General features: G+C 34.8%; 26 protein-coding genes. 15 read left to right on the top strand and 11 right to left on the bottom strand.

All coding sequences use genetic code 11. The annotated features are described in order from the left end of the window. Positions 1-98: 98 nt before the first annotated feature. Positions 99-1,841, top strand: coding sequence for a hypothetical protein (locus ACW8TM_RS07880; RefSeq protein WP_491532744.1), 1,743 nt, complete (start codon positions 99-101; stop codon positions 1,839-1,841). A 59-nt stretch (positions 1,842-1,900) separates the two neighbouring features. Next, on the top strand, positions 1,901-2,614 hold the full coding sequence (alaXM, locus tag ACW8TM_RS07885) for an alanyl-tRNA editing protein AlaXM (RefSeq protein WP_491532745.1): 714 nt from the start codon (positions 1,901-1,903) through the stop codon (positions 2,612-2,614). Between the two features lie 7 nt (positions 2,615-2,621). Here alaXM and ACW8TM_RS07890 read toward each other — a convergent pair whose 3' ends face one another. After that, the gene (locus ACW8TM_RS07890; RefSeq protein WP_491532746.1) at positions 2,622-3,215 is read right to left on the bottom strand and encodes a hypothetical protein; all 594 of its coding nucleotides are present in this window, start codon (positions 3,213-3,215) and stop codon (positions 2,622-2,624) included. 123 nt (positions 3,216-3,338) lie between these two features. On the opposite strand from ACW8TM_RS07890, the gene ACW8TM_RS07895 reads away from it, so the two are divergent. Both ACW8TM_RS07895 and ACW8TM_RS07900 read left to right on the top strand, forming a co-directional pair. Next, positions 3,339-3,725: a hypothetical protein gene (locus tag ACW8TM_RS07895; RefSeq protein ID WP_491532747.1), complete on the top strand. Its 387-nt coding sequence runs from the start codon at positions 3,339-3,341 to the stop codon at positions 3,723-3,725. 59 nt (positions 3,726-3,784) lie between these two features. After that, a complete protein-coding gene (locus ACW8TM_RS07900; protein WP_491532748.1) occupies positions 3,785-5,296 on the top strand; it encodes a carboxypeptidase M32 in 1,512 nt (503 codons plus the stop codon). 2 nt (positions 5,297-5,298) lie between these two features. Here the strand turns inward: ACW8TM_RS07900 and ACW8TM_RS07905 are convergent, their stop codons facing one another. Together ACW8TM_RS07905 and ACW8TM_RS07910 are read right to left on the bottom strand one after the other, a co-directional pair. Continuing rightward, positions 5,299-5,997, bottom strand: coding sequence for an endonuclease III domain-containing protein (locus ACW8TM_RS07905; protein ID WP_491532749.1), 699 nt, complete (start codon positions 5,995-5,997; stop codon positions 5,299-5,301). Positions 5,998-6,063: 66 nt separating this feature from the next. Continuing rightward, positions 6,064-6,420, bottom strand: coding sequence for a carboxymuconolactone decarboxylase family protein (locus ACW8TM_RS07910; protein WP_491532750.1), 357 nt, complete (start codon positions 6,418-6,420; stop codon positions 6,064-6,066). Positions 6,421-6,586: 166 nt separating this feature from the next. Between ACW8TM_RS07910 and ACW8TM_RS07915 the strand changes: the two genes are divergently transcribed. The 5 genes from ACW8TM_RS07915 (at position 6,587) to ACW8TM_RS07935 (ending at position 11,185) form a co-directional block, all read left to right on the top strand. Next, complete coding sequence (locus tag ACW8TM_RS07915; protein WP_491532751.1) at positions 6,587-7,402, top strand: caspase family protein; 816 nt, start codon at positions 6,587-6,589, stop codon at positions 7,400-7,402. Between the two features lie 124 nt (positions 7,403-7,526). Then, on the top strand, positions 7,527-8,891 hold the full coding sequence (locus ACW8TM_RS07920) for an FAD-binding oxidoreductase (protein WP_491532752.1): 1,365 nt from the start codon (positions 7,527-7,529) through the stop codon (positions 8,889-8,891). A gap of 16 nt (positions 8,892-8,907) precedes the next feature. Continuing rightward, a complete protein-coding gene (locus tag ACW8TM_RS07925) occupies positions 8,908-10,185 on the top strand; it encodes an asparagine synthase-related protein (protein ID WP_491532753.1) in 1,278 nt (425 codons plus the stop codon). Between the two features lie 5 nt (positions 10,186-10,190). Next, positions 10,191-10,649, top strand: a complete 459-nt coding sequence (locus tag ACW8TM_RS07930) for an asparagine synthase-related protein (RefSeq protein ID WP_491532754.1) — start codon at positions 10,191-10,193, stop codon at positions 10,647-10,649. 38 nt (positions 10,650-10,687) lie between these two features. Continuing rightward, positions 10,688-11,185 carry a glycosyltransferase family 2 protein gene (locus ACW8TM_RS07935; RefSeq protein WP_491532755.1) on the top strand — a complete coding sequence of 166 codons (498 nt, stop codon included), beginning with the start codon at positions 10,688-10,690 and terminating at the stop codon, positions 11,183-11,185. Here the strand turns inward: ACW8TM_RS07935 and ACW8TM_RS07940 are convergent. Further along, a complete protein-coding gene (locus tag ACW8TM_RS07940) occupies positions 11,177-11,482 on the bottom strand; it encodes a hypothetical protein (protein ID WP_491532756.1) in 306 nt (101 codons plus the stop codon). The genes ACW8TM_RS07935 and ACW8TM_RS07940 overlap by 9 nt on opposite strands. A gap of 41 nt (positions 11,483-11,523) precedes the next feature. Continuing rightward, positions 11,524-11,733 carry a hypothetical protein gene (locus tag ACW8TM_RS07945; protein ID WP_491532757.1) on the bottom strand — a complete coding sequence of 70 codons (210 nt, stop codon included), beginning with the start codon at positions 11,731-11,733 and terminating at the stop codon, positions 11,524-11,526. Between the two features lie 129 nt (positions 11,734-11,862). On the opposite strand from ACW8TM_RS07945, the gene ACW8TM_RS07950 reads away from it, so the two are divergent. Beyond that, positions 11,863-12,735 (top strand): glycosyltransferase family protein, encoded by an 873-nt coding sequence (locus tag ACW8TM_RS07950; RefSeq protein ID WP_491532758.1) that lies wholly within the window; start codon positions 11,863-11,865, stop codon positions 12,733-12,735. 130 nt (positions 12,736-12,865) lie between these two features. After that, complete coding sequence (locus ACW8TM_RS07955) at positions 12,866-14,194, top strand: sulfatase family protein (protein WP_491532759.1); 1,329 nt, start codon at positions 12,866-12,868, stop codon at positions 14,192-14,194. Here the strand turns inward: ACW8TM_RS07955 and ACW8TM_RS07960 are convergent. Both ACW8TM_RS07960 and ACW8TM_RS07965 read right to left on the bottom strand, forming a co-directional pair. Beyond that, complete coding sequence (locus ACW8TM_RS07960; RefSeq protein ID WP_491532760.1) at positions 14,183-14,896, bottom strand: hypothetical protein; 714 nt, start codon at positions 14,894-14,896, stop codon at positions 14,183-14,185. The genes ACW8TM_RS07955 and ACW8TM_RS07960 overlap by 12 nt on opposite strands. Further along, positions 14,893-15,108 (bottom strand): elongation factor 1-alpha C-terminal domain-related protein, encoded by a 216-nt coding sequence (locus ACW8TM_RS07965; protein WP_491532761.1) that lies wholly within the window; start codon positions 15,106-15,108, stop codon positions 14,893-14,895. The genes ACW8TM_RS07960 and ACW8TM_RS07965 overlap by 4 nt, the downstream gene beginning before the upstream one ends. Positions 15,109-15,273: 165 nt before the next feature. On the opposite strand from ACW8TM_RS07965, the gene ACW8TM_RS07970 reads away from it, so the two are divergent. After that, positions 15,274-16,296: a glycosyltransferase gene (locus ACW8TM_RS07970; protein ID WP_491532762.1), complete on the top strand. Its 1,023-nt coding sequence runs from the start codon at positions 15,274-15,276 to the stop codon at positions 16,294-16,296. On the opposite strand, the gene wecB is transcribed toward ACW8TM_RS07970, so the two are convergent. Then, entirely contained in the window at positions 16,288-17,445 is a 1,158-nt protein-coding gene (wecB, locus tag ACW8TM_RS07975) for a non-hydrolyzing UDP-N-acetylglucosamine 2-epimerase (protein ID WP_491532763.1), read from the bottom strand. The two genes, ACW8TM_RS07970 and wecB, sit on opposite strands and share 9 nt — an antisense overlap. A 114-nt stretch (positions 17,446-17,559) precedes the next feature. On the opposite strand from wecB, the gene ACW8TM_RS07980 reads away from it, so the two are divergent. Then, on the top strand, positions 17,560-18,648 hold the full coding sequence (locus ACW8TM_RS07980) for a glycosyltransferase (RefSeq protein WP_491532764.1): 1,089 nt from the start codon (positions 17,560-17,562) through the stop codon (positions 18,646-18,648). A 48-nt stretch (positions 18,649-18,696) separates the two neighbouring features. Here the strand turns inward: ACW8TM_RS07980 and ACW8TM_RS07985 are convergent, their stop codons facing one another. The 3 genes from ACW8TM_RS07985 to cysD form a co-directional block, all read right to left on the bottom strand. Beyond that, positions 18,697-19,881 (bottom strand): GTP-binding protein, encoded by a 1,185-nt coding sequence (locus tag ACW8TM_RS07985; protein WP_491532765.1) that lies wholly within the window; start codon positions 19,879-19,881, stop codon positions 18,697-18,699. A 187-nt stretch (positions 19,882-20,068) separates the two neighbouring features. Further along, the gene (locus tag ACW8TM_RS07990; RefSeq protein WP_491532766.1) at positions 20,069-20,344 is read right to left on the bottom strand and encodes a hypothetical protein; all 276 of its coding nucleotides are present in this window, start codon (positions 20,342-20,344) and stop codon (positions 20,069-20,071) included. A gap of 107 nt (positions 20,345-20,451) precedes the next feature. Next, positions 20,452-21,264, bottom strand: a complete 813-nt coding sequence (cysD, locus tag ACW8TM_RS07995) for a sulfate adenylyltransferase subunit CysD (RefSeq protein WP_491532767.1) — start codon at positions 21,262-21,264, stop codon at positions 20,452-20,454. 127 nt (positions 21,265-21,391) lie between these two features. Between cysD and ACW8TM_RS08000 the strand changes: the two genes are divergently transcribed. Next, positions 21,392-21,607, top strand: coding sequence for a CopG family transcriptional regulator (locus ACW8TM_RS08000; RefSeq protein ID WP_491532768.1), 216 nt, complete (start codon positions 21,392-21,394; stop codon positions 21,605-21,607). A 70-nt stretch (positions 21,608-21,677) separates the two neighbouring features. Further along, positions 21,678-23,471 carry a S9 family peptidase gene (locus ACW8TM_RS08005; protein WP_491532769.1) on the top strand — a complete coding sequence of 598 codons (1,794 nt, stop codon included), beginning with the start codon at positions 21,678-21,680 and terminating at the stop codon, positions 23,469-23,471. The last annotated feature ends 349 nt before the right edge of the window (positions 23,472-23,820 follow it).

Raw genomic sequence — 23,820 nt, forward strand, 5'->3', positions numbered from 1 at the left:
CATGATAATCATTTAAATTAAAATCTTACATATTTAATCAAGATAAAATTAACATATTTTCAGTGAACTCTTATTACTGGGAAGGAAAAGGTGGAATCATGAAGAGTAAAACAGTGAACTCAGCAATTCTTGCATGTCAAACAATATTAACAATTATAATGTTACTTCACCTATTTAGAGTAAATTACTATCCCACAGTACATAGAGTAACTTTAACCAGAAATTTTCAGGTTGAATGGTCTAGAGAAATCTTGCTCATTATACAAACATTATCAACCATACTGCTTATTCAATCAGCTTTATCGTCAAAGAGAAACTTAATTCTAATGTCAACATTAATTATGAGTTTAAGTGTAGCTTATACTCTAACTGGTATAGGGGGAGTAATTGTTGTATTATCGATGATGTCAGTTATAATCTCAATTAAAAGCCAGATAATACAGATCAGTAACACCATAACAATAATGTTAGCTATGCTAACTATCTTTGAGGCTGCATCTTTAATATACTGGGCAACATTACCCTTATCTTCACTAAGCCTCCTATGTGAAATAGCAAAACTTGAGGAAGCACTATACTATACATTCACAGTAACTGTGCCACCATTAATGCTAATGGCTTTATTGGCATGGATAATAAAGCCAATACTAATTGAAGTGATACAAATAATAGAAAAAATAACAAAAAGAGATATAACAAAACAAGTAATAAAGAAAACAAAGTTAACCAGTATAAATCACAAAATATGGTTAGCCTACTCTATACTATTATCCATAGTAATTGCCATTTATCCATATACACCAAACATAAACCCCCAAAATAAAATCGTTGGAGTAGATGTAAAACACTATGAAAAATACTTGAAGGAAGTTGAAAGCAATATAGGTAAAGTATTCACAGTTGCAGGTGGATCCAGACCCCTTCCAATTCTTCTACTCTACACAATAAAGATTATTACTGGAATAAGTGCATTAAGAGCAGTAGAGTATGCTCCAATACTATTAAATCCACTTCTAATCCTAGCAATCTATCAAACAGTTAAGCAAACAACAAAAAATAGAAAAAAGGCAGCTATAACAGCGCTACTAACAGCCTTAGGGTATAAATTAACAGTAAATATGTATTCCTACTTCCTAGCAAACATACTTGCATTAACCCTAGTATATCTAGCAATTGGATTCCTAGTAGCATCTTTAAAAGAGAAAAGTAAAGGTCAACTGGCAATATCAATTACCCTGATGTCACTAACAATATTTACTCATCCATGGACCTTCACTCAGTATTATGCATCCATAGCCCTACTAACAGCAATAGAAATTCTAAGAAGAATTAGAGGGGAAAAAGAAAATGAAAATCAAATAAAGATGCTGATAATCTTCTTAGCAATAACAGGAATAACAAATATTTTAAAGGGAAATCTAATTGGTGGAACAGAAGGTGTAAAGGCTACAGAAGTAGTAGTCAAACAGTCAATACTAGACAATTTACTAAGTTTCTGGCATAACAATATATTCGCCTACAGACTATTATATGGAGGATATCTATCCAACCTACCCATAATAACACTAGCAATAATAGGAGCATACAAACTAAACACTAAAGAGCCACTAGAAAAAATGATAGCAAGCATATTAACAGCAACATCAATCATATATTTACTTTCAAATGGATCACTTCAAAGTAGATTAATCTTCAACCTACCATTAGAAATACTGGCAGCCAAAGGATTAATGTTCATAGATAGAAAACTAGGGACAATAAAATTAAAAACAACATTAAAAGCATTACTACTAGTAACCCTACACACTTACATATTCAGGTCATTAGCAAACCTAGTATAATTAAAATTCGAATAATATAAAAACCATTAACAAGTAACCTTAAATGTGGAGATGAAGACATGGAAACAAAACTCCTATACTTATATGATAGCTATTTAAAAGAATTTGAAGCAGAAGTAGTTAAAGTAGAGGAGAATAAAGTTATTTTAAATCAAACAGCCTTCCATCCACTTACAGGGGGAGTAGCAAATGACACAGGCTTCCTAGTTAAAGGCGACGAGAGAATCAGAGTTACAAATGTCAAATTAGATAGAGAGACTGGAGAAGTAATTCACATAATTGATGGAGAAGTAAAGTTAAGGCCAGGTGAAAAAATTAGAGGAACTATCGATTGGAAAAGACGGTATAGATTAATGAGATTACATACAGCAGCCCATCTAATAGCCGCAGTTCTATACAAAGATTATAATGCACTTATAACAGGTGGACATGTAGATGAAGAAAAAGCCAAAGAAGACTTCAACCTAGAAAAACCAGATAGAAGAATATTTGAAGACGCTGTCAGAAAGGCTAATAGAGCAGTTAAAAGAAAAATTCCAGTCAAAATCTACTTCCTAACAAGAGAAGAAGCATTGAAAATTCCAGGAATAGTTAAATTGGCTGAAAGAATGCCGCCTGAAGTAAAAGAGTTGAGAATAGTTGAAATTGAAGGAATTGACATTCAGGCAGATGGCGGGCCCCATGTAAAAAATACCTTGGAGATAGGTGAAATAAAACTATTAAAAATAGAGAATAAGGGAAGAACAAAAAGAAGAATATACTTTACAGTCTAATATTAATTTACAATTGTTTTATTACACTGTCACATGCAAAGTAAAGTATAATTGCTGAAATAAAGTTTAAAATTTGCACAAAAATACCTACAATATATAAGATGCCTGAAACTAGGAAAAGCGACTCCTTAAAACTATCATAAAGCTTGAAGAGAGCAATAATTAAGCCAAGCTTACCTATAAATAACAGTATAAATCCAACAAGCATTAACAATCCGCCAATAAAAATTATTAGAGTTAATGCTCCAACCCCAATTAAGATTAAACCAACAATATAGCCAGTCTTAACAAGTGAATATGCAGTACCAAAGGACAATTCATCGTAATCCCTCAAACTCCTCATAGCACCCATAAGATAAGAATAAACAGCCACTAAAAGTAAAATTGCACCAATCAAAATCAATATTGCAAGAGAAACACCACCAAGGAAAAGAAATGGAAAAGAATAGCCTATGCGCGGCCCCATACCAACCCTAAACCACATCATTGGAAACCACATAATAAAGCCTAAACCGAAAATTAAATCTGCAATAACAGAGATTAAAGCAAACATCTTCAATTTATCTAAACCCTCAATAAGTAGACTCTTATTCTCACCCATATTAGTCAACCAGTAATATAATTCTAAACAAACAATATAAAAACACATTGATAGCTGAAGTAAAGTTAAATTTAAAGAAAATCAAGTTTAAAATTGAAGCCCATTAAACTAAGAGGTGATAGAATGAAACGTAAAAAACGTGGAGGCATCTTCGATCTATTCTTCGGAGAATCAATATTCGAGAAATGGGACAAAATATTTGAAGAGTTTGAAAAAAAGGCAATGCAACTTGAAGGAGGATACTCAATCTCAGTAATCCAGACACCAGAAGGAACAAAAGTCCATGTAAAGGCAGGGAAAAACATCGACATATCAAGTTTGAAAAAAGAACTTGAAGAAAGGTATCCTGGAGCTGAAATAATAATTGAGGGTGGAAAACCATTAATCCAAGAAGAAAGCATAAAGCGAATAGAGGAAGAAAGCAAGAAAAGAAGAGGCATCCTAGACAATATATTCAGAGAAGAAAGGAAATCCATCATAATTGAAGAAGAGGAAGAGGAGAATAAATAAAAATATAAAATAGCAAAATATTTCTTCCTATAAATTTAAAGTTCAATCTGGTGCTATCTATGAAGGAGCAAGTATTATTTGAAAATGAAGTTATAAAGGAAATATTAAAGAAGACCAGAATTATTTGGGCTTTAAACCATGCTTCAGGATTAATGGGATGGGATCTAGAAGTAAACATGCCACGTGAAGGAGTAACAGAAAGAAGTATTGCAGCATCAGAAATTGCAGTTTTAAGACAGAAGTTAACTTTAGACCCAGAATTAATAAAGTTAGTTGAAAAGGCTGAAGAAATTAGCGATGAACTAAATGACTATGAAAAAGGTGTAGTTAGAGTTTTAAAGAGAGAGATAAAAATAGCGAAGTCACTACCACCAAAACTAGTCCAAGAATACACTAGGCTGACAAGGGAAGCTAGAGTAAAATGGAGAGAAGCAAAAACAAAGGATAAGTATGATATATTCAAACCATACCTAGCAAAAATAATAGAGTATAACAGGAAAATTGCAGATTATCTAGGTTATGAAGAACACCCATATGATGCACTACTAGACCTAAGAGAAGAAGGGTTAAGAACAAGGGATGTAGAGAACATATTTACTGTTCTAGAGCCGGGGATAAGGAAGGTATTAGACAAAGTACTATCAGAAAAACTGTTTCCAACAGAACATGAACTTGAAAAACAAAAATACAACGTAGAAGCAATGAGAAGGGTAAATGAAGAAATACTAAGAATATTAAACTATCCTTTAGGGTTAAGAGGAAGACTAGATGTATCAGCACACCCATTCACCATAAGCCTAGGGATAAAGGATGTAAGAATAACAACTAGATATGAGGGATACGACTTCAAGAGAAGTTTATTTGCAGTAATACATGAATTTGGACATGCCCTATATGAGTTACAGGTAGATGAGAGATTGATGGCAACACCAATAGAGGGAGGAGTAAGTGCAGGGCTACATGAAAGCCAATCAAGATTCTGGGAAAACATAATTGGAAGATCAAAGCAATTCACAGAAGCAATATATCCAAGACTAGTAGAAAAACTAGACTTCCTAGAGAATTATACTCCAAGCGATCTATACTTATACTTTAATACGGTTAGGCCGAGTTTAATAAGGGTTGAGGCAGATGAAGTAACCTATAATTTACATATTCTATTGAGATTTAAGCTAGAAAAAATGATGTTAGTAGGAGAAGTAAAGGTTGATGAACTACCAGAACTATGGAATAGTGAGATGGAGAGATTGTTAGGAGTGAAGCCGAAAACCTATAGAGAAGGACTACTACAAGACATACACTGGAGTGGAGGATTAGGAGGATTTCCAGGCTACACACTTGGAAATATAATTGCAGCTCAAGTTAAACACTACATGGAGAAGGAGCTGGGAGAAATATATGATTATACAGAAAAACTAAACTTCAAACCAATACAAGGATACTTAAAGGAGAAAATACATAAATGGGGTTCAACTTACGCACCAAAAGAACTATTAAAAAGAAGCTTTGGAGAAGAAATAAATCCAAAATACTTCCTAAACTATCTAGAAGCAAAATACCTAGCAAAATAGTATCAACTCCTATCCAAATAAAATTTACAATACTTTTTAAGTAAACACTCTTGACATCTAGGTTTAATAGCTCTACAAGTATACTTAGCCAAAAACCAAAGCAAAGTGATAATCCTCCTCCACTTAGAACCATCAATCTCACTCCAAGGGATAATGCTACTTAAAGCCCCTTGAATTTCATCATAACTTGCAGACTCATCAACCAATCCAAGCCTAATAGCTAAACGCCTCATATGAGTATCCACAACAATTACATTTGAAAAGCCGAGAAAATCACTTAAAAGAACATCAGCAGTCTTAGGGCCAACACCTGGAATCTCCATTAAAAGCTCCCTAGCACGAACTGGAGGCAAACTTAAAACTAAACTCAAATCACCATTAAACCTATCAATAATATATCTTGAAGCCTCAATAATCCTTGAAGCCTTAACCCTATGCAAACCAGCAACCCTAATAGCCTCAGCAACATCATATAGAGAAGCATTAGCCAAAACTTCAGGCTCAATCCTAAAGCGAGAAGCCAAACTCTTAAAGCCCCTAACAGCATTCTCACCACTAGTATTCTGGGATAGGATAGTGAATACTAAAAGTCTGAAGGGATCCTTACGGGCAAAGAGATAAACACTTTCAGAATCATTACTCCACCAATACTTAGAATAAACACGTTCAAGCTCATCAAAAAATTCTAATGGGAGCCTCATCAAAACACCAATAAAAGTAGATATAATAAAAGTAAATTAAATTTTAGATACTAGAGGCAGCTACATTTAATGCTTAAACTTCTTTTTACGCTCAACTAATTCTTCGAGAGCTCTAAAAGCTTTAGCAGAAGATGCAACTACCGGTCCACCACCCATTAATGCTGCCAATGCAATGGCCTCGGCAATTTCCTGCGGGGTAGCACCAGCCTCAAGAGCTTTCCTAATATGGAGAATAACACATGGCTCACATCTAATAGCAACACCAATACCAATCAATATGAGTTCCTTAATCTTCAATGGTAAAGTTCCACTCTCAAGGGTAGCCTCCATAAATTTATTAAAAGTTTCAGCAGCCTCTGGAGTATACTTACTGAGCATTCTACCTGCAAAGGCTACTTCTCTCAGAATCTCTCTTGCATACATATCTAACCACCATTAAAACAAGAGATATATGAGATAAAAATCTTATTGTAATACTAGGAAACGAATTAAAAATTAATTTTACGCTGATCCATCTATCTACATGAAATCTGGAAATCAATTAACATTTGTTAAGAAAATTTAAAAGAGAGGATGAGGAAATTTTATTATGAAAAAGCTGAGTTTAGCCTCCTTAATAATTGTTATATTAGCATTGACGCCAGCCACAATTTATGCCAATAGACCTGTTTCAACTGGAATAGTCTATGAGAGAATTGGAGATACTTATGCAATAGTTATTGGAGTTTCAGAGTACAGTCCAGAGGATATCTCAGATTTAAGATATGCTGATGACGATGCTCTAGCTGTCCTAGATGCATTAACAATGGTTTATGAAGTCCCTAGAGATTCAATAAAACTTTTAATATCACCAGAAGATGAAGCTAATGGTAATGCAACTAGGAGCGACGTTATAAATGCATTGTTAGAAGTCAGTAAAACTGTTAAGAGTAAAGATGATGTACTATTCTACTTCTCTGGCCATGGGACAATAAAGACTGGAGGAAGTATTAGTGGAGGAATAGTATTACAAGATGGGACTGTCTTATGGGATTATGAATTAGCAAGTTACATAGTTAAAATAGCTGAAAATGCCAGAAGAGTTGTAGTAATATTTGATAGTTGTTTTGCAGGGAAATTTGCAGATGACCTCAATATAGAAAATGTATTAGTTATAATGGCTAGTAAGGCTATATCCTTTGAATCAACTATTGGACATGGAATATTTACATACTGGTTCATAGTTAAGGGGATAATTGAAGGGGAAGCTGATGACCCAAACCTAAATCCCCATGCAAATCCAGATGGAAAACTACCATTCGAGGAAGTATATGACTATGCATTCCATAATTTAACTGGCCAAAGTAAGCCTAAGATAGTTGATAATGTGGAAGCTGACTTCGCTTTATCAGCTCCCTCAAACTAATATAATAAAGCGATGACTAGAGAAATTGAACTTCACATTTGATAGTGTAGATAACATACCTGATGATCAAAAAATTAAGTCTTATAGGTATCTGCCCAACTTAACTTAAAATGGACGTGATAACTTGATTGAGCGTCTAATTGAAATTGTCGGAAGAGAAAATGTAGTTTTTAATAGAGAAAAAATTAAAAGCTACCTAGTAGACGAAACACCAACACCAATAAGACCAAAGCCAGCCGAAAACATAATACTAGTAAAACCAGCAAACACAAAAGAAGTATCAGAAATAATGAAAATAGCAAACAAGACAAAAACACCAGTATACCCAAGAGGAGGGGGAAGCGGATTAGTAGGAGGCGCAATACCAACTCAAGACGGCATTATATTATCACTAGAAAGAATGAATAAAATTGAAATAGACAGGGAAAATCTCATGGCAATAGCAGATGCAGGAGCAACACTAGAAAAACTAATAAAATCAGCCGATGAAGCAGGCCTATTCTTCCCTCTCCACCCAGGAGATGAAAGCGCACAAATAGGAGGTCTAATAGCAACCAATGCGGGAGGAGCAAGAGCAATAAAGTTCGGAGTAATGAGAAACTATGTTAAAGGATTAGAAGTAGTCCTGCCAACAGGAGAAATACTACAACTAGGAGGAAAACTACAGAAAAACAATATGGGATACGACTTAATGCAACTGATAATTGGAAGTGAAGGAACACTAGCAATAATAACCAAAGCCATATTAAGACTATATCCAAAATTCCAGGCAACAGCAACCCTAGTAATCCCATTCAACAATCGCCACGACGCATTAAGCAGCGTACCAAAAATACTACAAAGTGGAAGAATGCCACTAGCCATAGAATATGTTGAAAGAGAATTAATGGAAAAAACAGCAAAACAACTAGGAGAAAAATGGCCAGTAAAAGAAGGAAAATGCTACCTACTAATAATAGTAGCAGAACAAAGTAGAGATCAAATGCTTCAGGAAAGCTTAAAAATAGCAGAAACATGTCAGGAAAACGGTGCACTAGAGACATTATTCGCAGAGCCAAGAGACCAGCAGGAAAGAATACTTAGAATTAGAAGCAACATCTACCTAGCCCTAAAATCAAACACAGCAGACATACTAGACACAACAGTACCACCAGCAAACATAGGAAAATTCATAGACAAAATAGACAGAATAGCAGAGAAATACGACACATACCTACCAGCCTACGGACATGCAGGAGACGGAAACCTACACATACACATAATGAATGAAGAAAAAGGCATAGAACACATCGAAAAGCTAAGAAGTGAAATATATGAAGCAGCCCTAAAACTAGGAGGAGTAATAACAGGAGAACATGGAATAGGAAGAATAAGAATATCAAGCCTGGCCAAATGTATAGATGAGAAACAACTAGAGTTAATGAAGAAAATAAAGAGAATATTTGATCCAAACAACATTTTAAACCCAGGAGCAGTAATACCTATATAAACTTAAGGGTGCAATAATGCCAGTAATATTCGGCTGCACAAGCAAAAACAACAAGTTAAAAGATATTGAAGACCCCTTCATAAACACAGCCAAAAAACTCTACAACCAAGCAATAGAAACAGTAAAACCTCAAGCAAACACAATTATAGGCTACAGCAACAAAAGCAACATAATATTAAATAAAACAAATGAAAGACTAACAATAACCTACACAGACACTCCTAAAGCATTAGACTCAGACTCAACAATAATAAAATTAACACCAAGCAAAATTGAAATAACAGTAGACCACTTCAACACTAAAAGAGTATACTTCTACCAAGACAAAAACTATACAGCCTTCAGTACATCACTAAGACACCTAATAAAAACAATGGAAAACTTAGGATTAAAAATAAAGCTAAACAGTAAAGCAACACTCTTCTACCTAGCCACAGACATACCTCCAATAAAAACCACCATAATAGAAGGATTCACAAAAACAGCTCCAGGAGAAAAAGTAACAATAAAAATAGACAGTCATGAGAAAATAATAACCCATAAAGACTATATTGATTATGAAAATCCACCAAGTCTAACTGAAAAAATCCTTGAAACTATCTATGAATACATGAAGGAGGCAGTAAGGAAAAGAGTAGAAAGCAATGAAAAACCAGCCATAATGCTAAGTGGAGGAATAGATTCAACCCTACTAGCAACACTAATAGCAAAGTATAATGAAAATTTAACCGCCATAAACCTGGTAATCCCCAACTTCTATAGTGAATATGAAAATACATGTGAAATTGTGGAATACTTAAACATTCCAATAATAAAATTAGAGTTTAAAGCAAGAGGAGAAGAGATACTAGGAAAATACTTAGAAGCAATAAGCTATATTGAAGAACCAGTATCAAAAGCGGCTTTCCTAAATCATTATGAAGTAATAAGAGAGTTGCAAAGGAGAAACTACAAGGAAGTATATGCGGGACTTGGAGGATCAATAATAAGCATAGAAAGAACATCACCCAATAAATTTGACTGGGATCAAAAGCCGCTAGTAAAAATATTCAAAAACAAGGCCATACAAAAAACAGTAAGTATGCTATGTCGAATGAAGAAATCCGGTATAAGAATACCGAAAAGGATAGTTAAACAAGCAGTTCAAGGATATATTTCAGGGCAAGGAAAAGGCAGTTTAGAAGGCTTTATATTAGGGACATATCTAGACAACTACTTTAACTATAATACTGAAGCAATAAGGAAAGCTGGAAAAACAGTAAAAGAAGAACTAAAATCAATAACCAAAAAATAGAAATAATGGCTAAAAACGATGAACTCAATGCTAAATGTTTATCCACACTTCCAAAACTAATAAACTTCGACGTAATGACCATAAACAACATTACATCCAAATTTAACTTAAAATCAAAAATACCATATTTAGATGTAAAACTAATGTCAACCACGTATAAGATACCATCAAAACTCAAGTACCACACCAAAATAAATAAATACATACTAATCAAGATAGCGGAGAAATACAACTTACTACCAAAAAGCTACTTAAAAACAGTGAAAAAGAGAGGAATGAAACAAGTTATAAAACCCTTAATGGAAAACGAAGAATTAATCCATGAAATATGCAGTGAAATAGGAGGCTACATTGAAGATTCATACTTATCACAGTTAATAGGAAAGGAAATCAAGTCTAAAAACAAGAAATCCAAAATAAGAATATTATATCTATGGCTATGGCTTAAAACAAATAAAGATTAATAACTCAATTTTATTAGAAAGCAGGATTGTGAATTGTGATGAGAAGAGATGGAGCAGGGGGAAATGCAGAGAAAAATGTAAAATTCAGCGTTGTAATGCCAATACATAATGAAGAAAAATTTCTATACTATAGCTTACCATCAATATTCAAGTTAAAACCCGATGAAGTAATCTTAATTTTTGATAGATGTACAGACAATAGCCTAAAAGTAGCCAGAAAAATAGCCAAACATTTCAAATATCTAGATAAAACCAGGTTTATAGAACTAAATGAACCATCACCAGAATGGAAATTTAGAGTAGCTTTCCTAAGAAGATATGGCTTTAAACTAGCTAAAAACGACATAATACTAAATACAGATGCAGATACCATATTAGACATAAAAATAAGGGAATATATTAGAGAGATAAGCAAAGGTAACGTGGCTTTGATCAGTTTTGGAAGAAAAAATTATCCGATAACATTTCAAGACTTCATAACTAGACTAGCATCTACAATAAACCCTAAAATAGGATTCACAGGAATCCTATTTTAATAGTGGATAATAAAGCTCAGGATTATCCACCTTCTCATAGAGCAAGACTCCATCTAAATTATATCTCTCAAAATGATTAATCATCATAGAAAGATTGCTACTATGGTCTGGATATAAGATGTCGTCACCAGCATGTATGAAGAATGTATCAGAAGCCATGAAAGGTGCAACCCTCAAAACTGCATCACCAAAACCTCTAGGGACAGGCTGATTAACCATCAAAATATTACAGCTTTCAAGTCTATCATAGAAAATTCTAAGCCTATTAGCCAACTCAGACTTGCCAATATGCTCCAAATACTCAACATAATTCCAGTCAGGTGTAAAGTAATCCTCAATTATACGCTTACCCTACCAACAATAAAATAAAAGTATCTAACACCAACATCATACAATGCATCAAAAATAAAGTGCAATACAGGCTTAAATTCAAAGGAAACATCGGTCTTAACCACAACAGGAAGCATTTCTTTAGGAATTTCCTTAGTATAGGGAAGCATCCTAGTACCCAAACCTGCAGCAGGAATAACAGCACAATCATCAACCATAAAACCATCTCCAATGAATAATATTAAGTTATAAATAAAATTAAATAACATTTCTTAGGAAAATTGTAAGTATGACAAAGCAAGAAATAAAATGAAAATGCCTATACAATATAAATATGAGTGATAGCAATGGAAATTATTCACGTATTCAATATTGCTGGCGTATCTGCAGTTATAGCTAAATATCAAAATAAGATATGTAACTGGAAAAGTATAGTAGTAACCAGACTTAAAGATGATGGTTTTGCATCAAAATCAGAAGAATTATATGGTTTTCATAAAGTATATCAACAATACTACAAGCCAATAAAGGCAAATAGAGTGAGAACATTTCTCATAAAATTATATTTAAAATCATTGAAAAGTGAAATTATGCATGTACATGCAGATGATTACTTTGCATCAATATTATTTCGACTCCCAAAAATAGGAAAGCAAATAAAAATAATCCATTATCATGGAACAGACATACGTGGAAAATGGAAGGAAAAAAGAAAATACTACAAATATGCTGACATAATAATTGTAAGCACAAGGGATCTTCTGAATGGAGCGCCGTCTAATGTACATTGGGTTCCTAACCCAGTTGATATCGAACACTTTAAACCAATGAATTTAAAGAGAAAAGAAAAGGCCATACTCTTCCTTAAGTATGGAAGACATGAAGCATATCCTAAAGTCATTGAAATAGCAGATAAAATAAGTAAAGAATACGATGTAAACTACGAAATAATCGACTGTACAAAACAACCTATAAAATATCATGAAATGCCTAAACTCTTAAATCAATATAAATACATGTTTGATATACATCATGGTCATTTTGGCGAAATAATAAAGACAAACAGCTATCTAGGTCTACAAGCAATGGCATGCGGATGTAAGACGATAAGCTGGAATGATGAGGAAAAAGACTATACACTGTTTGAGAAGCTACCAGATAAAAATAAACCTGAAAAAGTAATTAAAAGAATCAAGGAAATACTAGAAAGCAGATTATAGTGACCCTCAATCTATTATTAAATTTAGATTAGTCGTATTATGAAATAAAAACAGCAATGTTTATCGACTAAGCTATCTCCAATAAAGCCAAAAATAAATTATACATTTTATATAATCATTTCCGATTAGTATGAGAGGTGTAATATTAGTTACAATAGATTGTCTAAGAGTGAAGCATCTAGGTTGTTATGGATATTCTAGAGATACTACACCCTTCATAGATTCTTTAGCGAAAAATGGGTTTTTATTTAGAAAGGCTTATGCAAATGGTCCTTTTACTTTAGCAGCTTTCCCATCCATATTGACCTCATCATATCCGCTTGAAAAAGGAAGATACATAACTTTAGAAAATAGAATTTTTGTAAGCGAAGTACTCAAAAGAAATAATATTAAAACTGCAGCCATACATTCAAACCCTTATTTAAGCAGAATCTTTGGATACAATCGAGGTTTTGATTTTTTTGAAGATTTCTTTAAACCGAAGGTCAATAGAAGGAGAGGAAAAACCAGAAACATAATATCAAAAATAATTCATTCATATAAAACTATAAGTCAAATTATTTCCTTTCTAAAGAAATTTTGTAAATTGCCAAATTCACCATACGCTTCTGCTGAAACTATAACTGAGAAAGCAATTGAGTGGCTAGAAGAAAATTACTCTGAAAAATTTTTCTTATGGCTACATTACATGGATTTACATGTACCTTACTTAATACTGAATACAAATATAAAGAGAATTTTCTCCAAAGATCTTTCTAGATATCAGCAAGTGAAAATATTAAGGCCTAGGAGAAAATATCTTCGACAAATAGTAAATGTATATGATGATAAACTGCATTATATTGATCTCAATTTAAATAGGCTCTATCGATTTCTAGAGGATGCGGGTATAGAGAGTGAGGTTGTAATTATCATTACTGCAGACCATGGAGAAGAATTCTATGAGCACGGATCCTTTGGACATATTGCAAAGTTTTATGAAGAAATAATCCACATCCCATTAATAATTCATGGATGTGGAAGAGGTGTTAGTGATAAACTTGTTTCTCAATTAGATTTGGCTCCCACAATACTGTTTCTCTATGGAATCTCTCCTCCCAGAAAATATAGAGGGATAAATTTACTTTCGAATAAATCTAAAGATTATCTAATTTGTGAAGCATCACATGATGAAGAGGGAATATATATTCAAGGTTTCGTTTTCCGTAGACCTAAGTATACAAGTTATTCATGTATAACAAAAAAGTGGAAATATATTTTGTATAAAGGTAAAATTGAGGAGCTTTATAATTTAGAAAAAGATCCGCAGGAGAAGGTAAATATTATAAACAATTACCCATATATTGCGAAAAAAATGAGAAGCATCATCATTGAACATATAAGAATGGAAGAAAAGACTAAAATAAAGTATAAAGTGAGAAAGATTAGGAGAAGTATAAAAAGATCCTCATTTACTTGACATCCATGAGACTATCAACTCTCTAAACTCTGTAATTTTTAGATTACTCATGATTATCTCGTTGTTTAGTGACCAGAAACCATAATTGTTGTGGTCACCAAATCTTCCAATAGGTTTCATTCCATGATCGGATATAATTAGCATGTAGTCGGCATGTTTGCTGGTTATGGCTGCGAGTTCATCTAGTTCTTTGTAGATGATTTTCATTTTGAATTTTAATCCGAAGCTTAGATGGCCTATGCTGTCTGCTAGGGAGAAGTAGCCCATGATGATTTCATAGTCTTCTTTAAGTGCTTCTAGAAATTCCTTTTTATTTTCATTGTAGTGTCTATAAATGACTCTGTCGTATTCTTTTATGTCAATTTTTTTGTCGAAAAATTTCTTTAGAAGTTCTCTTTCCTTTTTGTGTTTTTCATATTTATGGGTGAAGCCTGGAACGTCTATGGCTTTCCATTTTTTAAAATTTGAGAAAAGAGTTTCTTCTGGTTTTAGTCTAAACTTCCAAAGGTTTTCTTCTCCTAGGGATAATATTCTTTTTTCCAGGTTTTTCCCTGCAAGGAAGGATGACCATAATATAACTGTTCTTGGTTCAGTGAATTCGGATATGTCGGTTTTCCCATAGCTTTTTTGCATTAGATTTTTACAGTTGAATTGGACTACATAGTTGTATTCTAGTCCGTCTAGGCCTAGAATGACTATCAAATTATTCCCCCAGCAATAATTTTGCCATTTCTCTTTAATGTAAATCTACCCATTTCAGGCAGATTATTAAATTTCTCAATTACACAGGGTTTATCTAAGATTGGTTTAACTTTACCAATCTCAATTTCACCAATAACATTACCTATACTGCTATGAAGTGATAGGGGATCGATTTTCAAGTCATCTTTGAGTAAAAGGTTATATTCAATCATTATAAAGCCTCCCAAGTCAGAACACTAATTAAACTAGAGAATACTTGGAAGTAATAAGCTTTATATGTATGGGAAGAGACTTAAGAGAAAGTGAACTAGATTATAAGCATGTAAAAACAATTGAATCATAGCTACCTCAAATTCACCATATATAGAGGGAGAAGTTTGAAGAAAAGGAAGAACATTGCCGTCTTATCTTACGAGGCTTGGCGCCATCCCCGAGCTCTAAAGATCGCTAAAACCCTAGCTAAACACGGCTACAAGGTTAAGGTTTGGGGCTCAAGAAAGCCTCTTAAACGTGGACCAAGGATATTGAAGGCGATATTCAATTATCTTTTTTCAATCTTTGAGGTCATTCTCTTGAAAGCAGACTTGTATTGGGTTGAGAACATACCAGACATAATATATCTACCCCTAGCGTTTTTGAAGAGGAAGTATGTATATGATAGAAGAAGCCCATGGGCTAAGCAGGTAAGATTGGAGTTGAAACTAGGATTAGCTAACTCAATCATAGAAGTCATAGAGAGATTCATGATCAAAAACGCCAGTCACATAATAGTGGTTTCCACACCCATGAAACTTGAATTCAGATATGTAAAGCCCGTAACAATAATACCCAACTATCCAGAAAGAGCATTCATAAGACCCCGACAAAGAGATTTACGTAAGGAAATGGGTGTTCCAAACACAAAGAAGATATTCATATACGTAGGCAAACTAAGCAAAATTGAGGGAACCGACCTCTTAGCACCAATAGCGGAAGCACTTAGAGGATCAAACGCAGAGCTATGGATAGTTGGAGATGGACCCGCTAGAGACATTGTAAAGTCCATGGCAGAGAGATTGATAGAAGTTGTCAGATGGTTCGGCTGGATTGAAAGAGAAAAAATACCTGACTATATAATGGCAGCAAACTACGGTCTAGTCCCAAGACATAAAATTCCCTTCAGTATATTTTACAGCCATGAAGGTGTACACAAGATATGTGAATACTTCGTTTACGGCAAACCTGTGATAGCTAGTGGGATAGCCCCATCAAGATTCTACCTATTAGTAGAGCCCGATCACTTACCCCAAACCATAATGAAGATCTTAAGAGGAGAAATTGAACCCCCAAAGCCACCTAAGAACCTTCTCTGGGAAGACATATGCGAGCAAAAGATAATCAAAATAGTAGATTCACTCTAGAAAAACATCCATAGACTTTATAATCCCAACCCTCAATTCACCTGAAATATGCCTTCTCTTCAAATCCTCAACTATCCTCTCCGAGGCATACCCATCTCCATAGGGCTTGGGAATACTTTGCAAGTGCGACCTAATCTCATCACTCAAACTCAATGTACGTATAGTTTCCCTTAGAATCAACTTACTATCAGCACCAACAAGAACATTACCACCGAGATATATTGTCTCCACCCACTCAGTCCTCTTTCTCAAAGTCACACAAGGCGTACATAAAATAAAAGCTTCCTTCTGAACACCACCAGAGTCGGTGAGAACAACCCTGGCATCTCTAATCAACCTGAGCATATCAAAGTAGCCCACTGGTTTAGTCATCAATATGTGGGGGGCCTCCTCAAGCTTACCCTTAAGATTGAATTCTATAAGTCTCCTAAGTGTCCTGGGATGAACCGGAAACACGATCTTAACATTCCTCAACTCCAGCAAAGCAGAGATGATCTCTGATAGATTACCCGGCAGATCAACATTCTCAGCTCTATGAACAGTAACTACCACATAATGTTCATCTCTTAAGTCCAACTCATCCAAAACATCCGAAGCATCAATATCCCCCAAGTGTCTCAAGATGGAATCATACATGGTATCTCCGCTCAACAGAATCATGCTATCCGGAATACCCTCAGCCCTCAAATTCTCAACCGCCATCTGAGTGGGTGCATAGAGAACTTGTGAACAATGATCAGTCAAAACTCTGTTAACCTCCTCAGGCATACCTAGATCCCAAGACCTCAATCCAGCCTCGACGTGGGCCACCGGAACATGCATCTTAACGGCAGCTAAAGCCCCAGCCAGAGTAGTGTTGGCGTCGCCAAACACTACAACCACATCGGGACTGGTTCTCTCAATATAGGGCTCAAGTTTGAGCATGATGTTGGCTGTCTGCACAGCATGAGAGCCACTGCCAACCCCTAAATTGACGTCAGGATCAGGCAGATTCAGCTCGTTAAAGAATACTCTCGACATTTCATAGTCATAATGTTGACCGCTATGAACAAGCCTAAAATCAACTTCTGAATCATTACTCAATAATTCAATTAGAGGGGCAGCCTTGATCACTTGAGGGCGCACACCAACAATCATCATGACACGCATAGGACTCCACCCAGTCTATTTAAAGAGAATTGGAAACACATATAAATTTAAAGTGAATGTAAACGATTACAATAATTATTTACGATTCCAAGTAATATTAATTGAGGTAAGAGAGTGAAAGTGCTACACGTTAGCCACAACGTGCTACCAGACGTCCGCGTTGAAAAGGAAGCTGCCACCTTGAAGAAGAAGGGAATAATATCTTACTTTGCGGGAAAAGATGTGAAAGGAATGTCGTCAAGCATGGATCCCTTCGAAAAAAAGTTCAAGCTACCCTTCACTAGAAAGGCAAATATTGGTCTAAGACCATGGTGGAACAAGCTGAAAAACGCCCTCAAAAAGGTGATAGAAGAGTGCAAGCCAGAAGTTATACACGCACACAACATAATCGCGGCGAGGTTGGCAGCCGAGTTTCATCTACCATTCATATATGATGACCATGAATACTGGTCAAAAAGCACAAAGAGCAGGATAATCACCAACAAAGGAATAAGCGTAAAGAACCTCGGCTTCTGGGTTATATGGAGGACTTGGGAAAGAAGAGTGATAAGGGAAGCATCAGCCATCATAACAGTGAGTGAAGAAATAGCAAAAGAGCATAGAAGAGTAAATCCAAACTCATACGTCATACCCAACTTTCCAACAAAAAAAGAAGTCAGAGATTTAGTAAAAAATAAAGTGATAAGAGATGAGCTCTCATCAGTTTACATAGGCAAGATAACAGAGAAACAGCCACCCTTCAGAAACATTAACGGGTTCCTCCAAATATTCATAGAAAACAAAGTGGGAAGACTAACAGTCATTGGTGACAGCAAATTGATGACAAAACCACCAATATACTCATTAGGCTTCCTTAGACATGACCTGATGATGCATGAATTGACCAAGCATCACATAGGGATAATACCTTGGAAAAAACATCCTTTCCATAGATACTGTAACCCTAACAAGGCATACGAATACGTACATGGAGGATTACTACCCATTATAACTGAAGACCTAACAACAATAATTAAAACCCTAAAGCCCCACTGCCTCACATTCAGCGACTACAACGAACTGACAGAACTCCTAAAATACTACCACCAAAACATAAGTGAAGCAATAGAAAGGGGCATAAAAGCAATGGAATACGCAAAAAAAGAGCTGATATGGGAGAAACATGAAAAGCAACTATTACGAGTCTATGAATCAATCAAGTAGATTAAAAATATATAAAAATTCAAATATCATCTAAAAAACAAATGACTATCAAATTATTCCCCCAGCAATAATTTTGCCATTTCTCTTTAATGTAAATCTACCCATTTCAGGTAGAGTAGTGAACTTCTCAACCACGCAAAGCTTTTCTAGAGTTAGCTTGACTCTGCCAAACTCAGCTTCACCAATAGCGTCACACATACTTCTGTAAAGTGTTAGAGCGTCGATCTTCTCTTTTACATAAACCTCACACTTTGATTCTTGTGTGTTAATGGAAAACAAGAGTTGATCTCCACTCTCAATCTCGTCGATTAGACAGAATATTAAAGCGTCGACTTCCTTGATGATAAATGGCGCCCTACCTTTACAAACTACGTCTCCACGATGGAGATCGATATTACCTTCAAAGACTAGGCCGATGCTCATAGGCTTTTCTGCACTTTCGACTTCATCTTCAAGTAAAATCTTTTTGACCTTGACTTTAATTCCAATAGGGTAAACCTCTACTAGATCGCCTCTAGAAATTTCTCCCGCCAATATGGTTCCAACATAAATTTTTTCATTATTAATGTTATAGCAGTCTTGAATTGGCATTCTAAAGTCGTAGCTAAGCTCAACCATTTCAAGTGAATCTAATGCCTCAACAACTGTCGGCCCAGTATACCATTGAAGATTATCGGATCTATAGACAACGAAGTCTCCATTATAAGCGGAAATAGGTATAATGTAGAGGGGCTTAATATCAATACTATGCAAATAACTTAAGATATCCCTCTTGACGGCATTAAATTTAGCTTTATCATAACCAATTAAATCCATCTTATTAACTACAACAATAACACGTTTAATACCGAGTAAGCTAATTAAATATGCATGACGCTTAGACTGCTCCTTCATCCCCTTAGTTACGTCGACAACAAGTATGGCTGCATCACCATAGGTTGCACCAGTAACCATATTCTTTAAAAACTCTTTATGGCCTGGAACATCAATTAGGGCGTACATTCTCTTAGAAGTCTTAAAGAAGATATGTGTTGTCTCAATAGTCATTTCATCCCTAATTTCCTCCTCTAATGCATCGACAATATATGCAAATTCGAAGCGTCTACCCAAAGCCTCACAGGTACCTTTAATCTCATCAAGTTTCTCCTCAGGAATAGACTTAGTGTCATATAGAATTCTACCAATGAGAGTTGACTTGCCATGATCAACATGACCAGCCAAAACAATGTTCACTGAAACTCACCGAGCATAAAATATGATTTAAAAACTAAAATTCTTTTGCACTGAATAATAAATTTCGAGCTATATGGAGAAAACTATTTTATGAGAAAAACAAACAGACAAAATACAATTGAGATAATCTGTTTATCAAATAAACTAAATAAAGATAATAGACTATATGAATCTGTCAAAAATGTAACTATTTTGCTGGGCGCCTTAACTTTTTAAATTCTTCAAGTACTGAGGGAGGGCTAGACCATCTCTCAGATACTAGGTCAGTTAGATCTAAAAATTTCTCTACACCACTCTCAATATTTCTTAAATCATCTTCATTCAATGTGATGAATTCCCTGGAAGCGAGTTTAACAAGTGTTTCAAGTAATTCAGACCAAGTCTTACAACCAAGTTCCACCTTTAGCCTCTTTAACTTTCTGAGTAGCTCATCTGAGATATTCCTAATAAGTAGAGTAGGCATGGAATATCAAGATATAATAGTTTATTCTAGAATTATAAAGATTCCATTAATATTGATAAGACCATTTGAGAAACGATAAACTAATTAATGAAACTTCACTTCTAATCTCACATGTATCCTAAAGCCCTCAGCTTCTGCATCATGTAGGCACGCTCTTTATCTTGAACTCTACCAGCCCTCTCAGCAATCCTTGTAACCTTAAGCTCCTCAATGATCTCATCAATAGTTTTAGCATTTGATGGTACAGGGACACAGCAAGGCTCACAACCTAAACTCCTAAATCTATAGCCCCTTCTCCTAGTTCCCGAAAAGTATAGTGGATTTACTGGAATATTTTCACGCTTAATATAAAGCCAAACGTCAATTTCACGCCAATGAAGCATGGGATGAACCCTTAAATGCTCTCCTTCACTAAAATCAACATTAAACTGCTCCCAAAGTTCTGGAGGTTGCCTAAGATAATCCCACCTAAAATCTCTGTCCCTCGGTGAAAAATATCTCTCCTTAGCTCTCAGAGAATGCTCGTCACGTCTAATGGCTAAAAGTAATGCTTTAAATCCATATTTTCTAATTGCCTGCTTTAATGCCTCAGTCTTCAAGGCTGTACAGCATTCAAATCGACCCCTATTAGGATTCATACCATCCCTTAATGCTTCTTCATTTCTCGCAATAATTAGCTTTAAATTCCATTCCCTAGCAAGTTTACTTCTAAACTCATAGATTTCCTTAAGTTTAAATGAAGTGTCAATATGAACAACTGGGATTGGAACTCTACCAAAAAAGGCTTTCCTAACTAAGTATAGGAGGGTGGTTGAATCCTTACCCCAAGAAACAAGGACAGCAAGCTTATCTCTAAAACGATAATAAGCCTCACGAATAATATAGATGCTCCGAGACTCTAGAAGGTCAAGGTAATCCAAGTAAAATACACCTCAAAACTAAAATGATTACAATTTAAATTAAACTTTACTATATCAAGTCAATTGAAGATAGGGTTAAAAAGTTAAATAGTTAGAGATAAAATAAATGCTTATGGATGTGAAATCCTTGAAGAAGGAAAAGGTAGCCGTACACATACCAAAACAACTCTACAACAAAATATTAAAGGAAGTAGAGAAAAGTCAAGGAGAATTTAAAAGCGTAGATGAATATGTACAATTCGTATTAGAGGAATTATTAAAGGAGGAAGAAGAATACACATATACACCAGAAGAGGAAGAAGAAATAAAGAAGAGGTTAAGAGCACTAGGATACATAAGCTAATCAAAACTATATTTCCTAAACTAAATCATTAAATGTAGCAGTTCTATTAATATTAAATGCTGGTGGAAAAGTGAATGAGAAGTTTTTAAATCAAAATAAAAATGAAGAACAAATTCTTGAAATTAAACGCTTCTTAAGCATAAGATCATCAACAAATCCAATAGCATCAAAAATGAAGAATTACATAGTTTATCTAAGCGATACAACTGGACTTCCAATACCATGGATATATGATGGAGAAAAAATAGACACCCTATTCCCAATAGATAGTCGAGTAGGAGAAATGACATTAAGCAATAAAGGACTATTAGCAACTACAAGTGATGAAAAGGGAAATGAAAGATGGAAAATATATGTCTATGACATAGAGAATAGGAAGCTAACCCACATAGCAGGAAATAATATAGACATTAACATTCCAGGGGCATGGAATAAAAATGGAGTCATAATGGGATTCACATCAAACAATAGAAATGGAATAGACTTCGACTTATACCTATACAGATATAATAAGGGGATAGAAGGCCCCATAATAAAGATGGAAGGGAGAAATAGAGTTGAAGAATGGATGGATAATCAACACATCATAATAAGACATGACAATACAAATCTAGACAGCGACCTACTACTCTACCATCTAAAAGAAAATAAATTAGTAAACCTAACCAAGCATGAAGAAGAAGCATTAAACATATCACCGATAAAACTGGATGATGAAAAATTCATATACATAACAAATCAAGATAGAGAATACCTTGGAATAGCAATATACCACATAGATAAAAAGAAATGGAAGTACATTTATACAGTCAACCATAACATTGAAGCAATAAGCCTATCCCCAGACAGACAGAAAATAGCCTTCACAGTAAATAAAGATGGATTCTCAAAACTATACATAGCCACAATAGACTTCTCAAATATAAAGGAAATAGAAGTCCCATCAGGAGTTATAACTAAAATTTCATGGGGAAAAATAGGATTAGCATTCTCCATTTCAGGGCCAAAAATAGGAAATGAAATCCTAATTCATCGAGAAGGAAAAGTGGAACAGATAACCTACTCACCAAAATATGGTCTAGATATGAAGTCAATGATAATACCAGAGCATATATGGTATGAAAGCTATGATGGAATGAAAATACCAGCACTAATATGGAAGCCAACGAGGGGGAAGCCACCCTACCCAGCAGTAGTAGTAATACATGGCGGGCCAGAAAGCCAGATGAGGCCGAGATTCCAAACACTACCACAAATACTAGTCAAACTAGGCTACCTAATATTAGCACCAAACTTTAGAGGTTCAAATGGATATGGCAAAACATTCATCCATCTAGACGACAGGGAAAAAAGACTATCATCACTAAAGGATATAGGAGCAATAGTAGACTGGGCTGTTAAGAAGGGATTAACAGAATATAAGCGAGTAGCAGTAACAGGAGTCTCATATGGTGGATATGCAACCCTAATGAGCCTAGCATTATATCCAGATTATTGGAGCTGTGGAGTAGAAAGAGTTGGAATGTCAAACCTAGTAACCTTCCTAAGAAATACAGGTCCATGGAGAAGAAAATATAGAATACCAGAATACGGCCACCCAGAGAAAGACTATGAAATGCTACTAAAAATAAGTCCAATAACACATGTGGAGAAAATAAAGGCACCACTACTAATAATACACGGCCACAACGATCCAAGAGTACCAGTAACAGAGGCAGAACAACTAGTAGAAAAACTAGAAAGCCTAGGTAGAAAAGTGAGATTCATAAGAATAATTGATGAAGGACACGGCCTAGCAAAAATAAGAAATAGAGTTGAAATTGAAAGTGAAGTAATAAACTTCATTACAAAGCATACACGTTAAATAAACCATCAACAGCAAAGTAAAAGTAACTGAAAATGAAGCCAATAATTTACATATCTGCTCCATCACATGAAAGTAGAGGAAGCTTCCAAAGCATAATGACATTAAAAATCTAGAAAAATATAACATTAAAGCCTACTTGATAGTACCAGAAAAAACACACATAGAGAATAGAGTAATTGGAAAAATAAAGGAATCATCAAGTAGAGCCGGAAAAATTCTTAGAAAAATTTGAGAAATGGGAAAAAGTTGTTGAAAGCGAAGTACAAATACTAGGCAGATTATTACCCTCAAATCAAGTAGAATTGAATTAATCAAAGTGCTTTTATCCCATAAACAAACTGTATTA

It is taken from the genome of Candidatus Culexmicrobium sp., from assembly GCF_058356305.1.

Bases quoted from the DNA above. Each gene is read 5' to 3' on its own strand.
- ACW8TM_RS07880 (WP_491532744.1), top strand. From the start codon at position 99: ATGAAGAGTAAAACAGTGAACTCAGCAATTCTTGCATGTCAAACAATA.
- alaXM (WP_491532745.1), top strand. From the start codon at position 1,901: ATGGAAACAAAACTCCTATACTTATATGATAGCTATTTAAAAGAATTT.
- ACW8TM_RS07890 (WP_491532746.1), bottom strand. From the start codon at position 3,215: ATGGGTGAGAATAAGAGTCTACTTATTGAGGGTTTAGATAAATTGAAG.
- ACW8TM_RS07895 (WP_491532747.1), top strand. From the start codon at position 3,339: ATGAAACGTAAAAAACGTGGAGGCATCTTCGATCTATTCTTCGGAGAA.
- ACW8TM_RS07900 (WP_491532748.1), top strand. From the start codon at position 3,785: ATGAAGGAGCAAGTATTATTTGAAAATGAAGTTATAAAGGAAATATTA.
- ACW8TM_RS07905 (WP_491532749.1), bottom strand. From the start codon at position 5,997: ATGAGGCTCCCATTAGAATTTTTTGATGAGCTTGAACGTGTTTATTCT.
- ACW8TM_RS07910 (WP_491532750.1), bottom strand. From the start codon at position 6,420: ATGTATGCAAGAGAGATTCTGAGAGAAGTAGCCTTTGCAGGTAGAATG.
- ACW8TM_RS07915 (WP_491532751.1), top strand. From the start codon at position 6,587: ATGAAAAAGCTGAGTTTAGCCTCCTTAATAATTGTTATATTAGCATTG.
- ACW8TM_RS07925 (WP_491532753.1), top strand. From the start codon at position 8,908: ATGCCAGTAATATTCGGCTGCACAAGCAAAAACAACAAGTTAAAAGAT.
- ACW8TM_RS07930 (WP_491532754.1), top strand. From the start codon at position 10,191: ATGGCTAAAAACGATGAACTCAATGCTAAATGTTTATCCACACTTCCA.
- ACW8TM_RS07935 (WP_491532755.1), top strand. From the start codon at position 10,688: ATGAGAAGAGATGGAGCAGGGGGAAATGCAGAGAAAAATGTAAAATTC.
- ACW8TM_RS07945 (WP_491532757.1), bottom strand. From the start codon at position 11,733: ATGGTTGATGATTGTGCTGTTATTCCTGCTGCAGGTTTGGGTACTAGG.
- ACW8TM_RS07950 (WP_491532758.1), top strand. From the start codon at position 11,863: ATGGAAATTATTCACGTATTCAATATTGCTGGCGTATCTGCAGTTATA.
- ACW8TM_RS07955 (WP_491532759.1), top strand. From the start codon at position 12,866: ATGAGAGGTGTAATATTAGTTACAATAGATTGTCTAAGAGTGAAGCAT.
- ACW8TM_RS07965 (WP_491532761.1), bottom strand. From the start codon at position 15,108: ATGATTGAATATAACCTTTTACTCAAAGATGACTTGAAAATCGATCCC.
- wecB (WP_491532763.1), bottom strand. From the start codon at position 17,445: ATGCGTGTCATGATGATTGTTGGTGTGCGCCCTCAAGTGATCAAGGCT.
- ACW8TM_RS07990 (WP_491532766.1), bottom strand. From the start codon at position 20,344: ATGCCTACTCTACTTATTAGGAATATCTCAGATGAGCTACTCAGAAAG.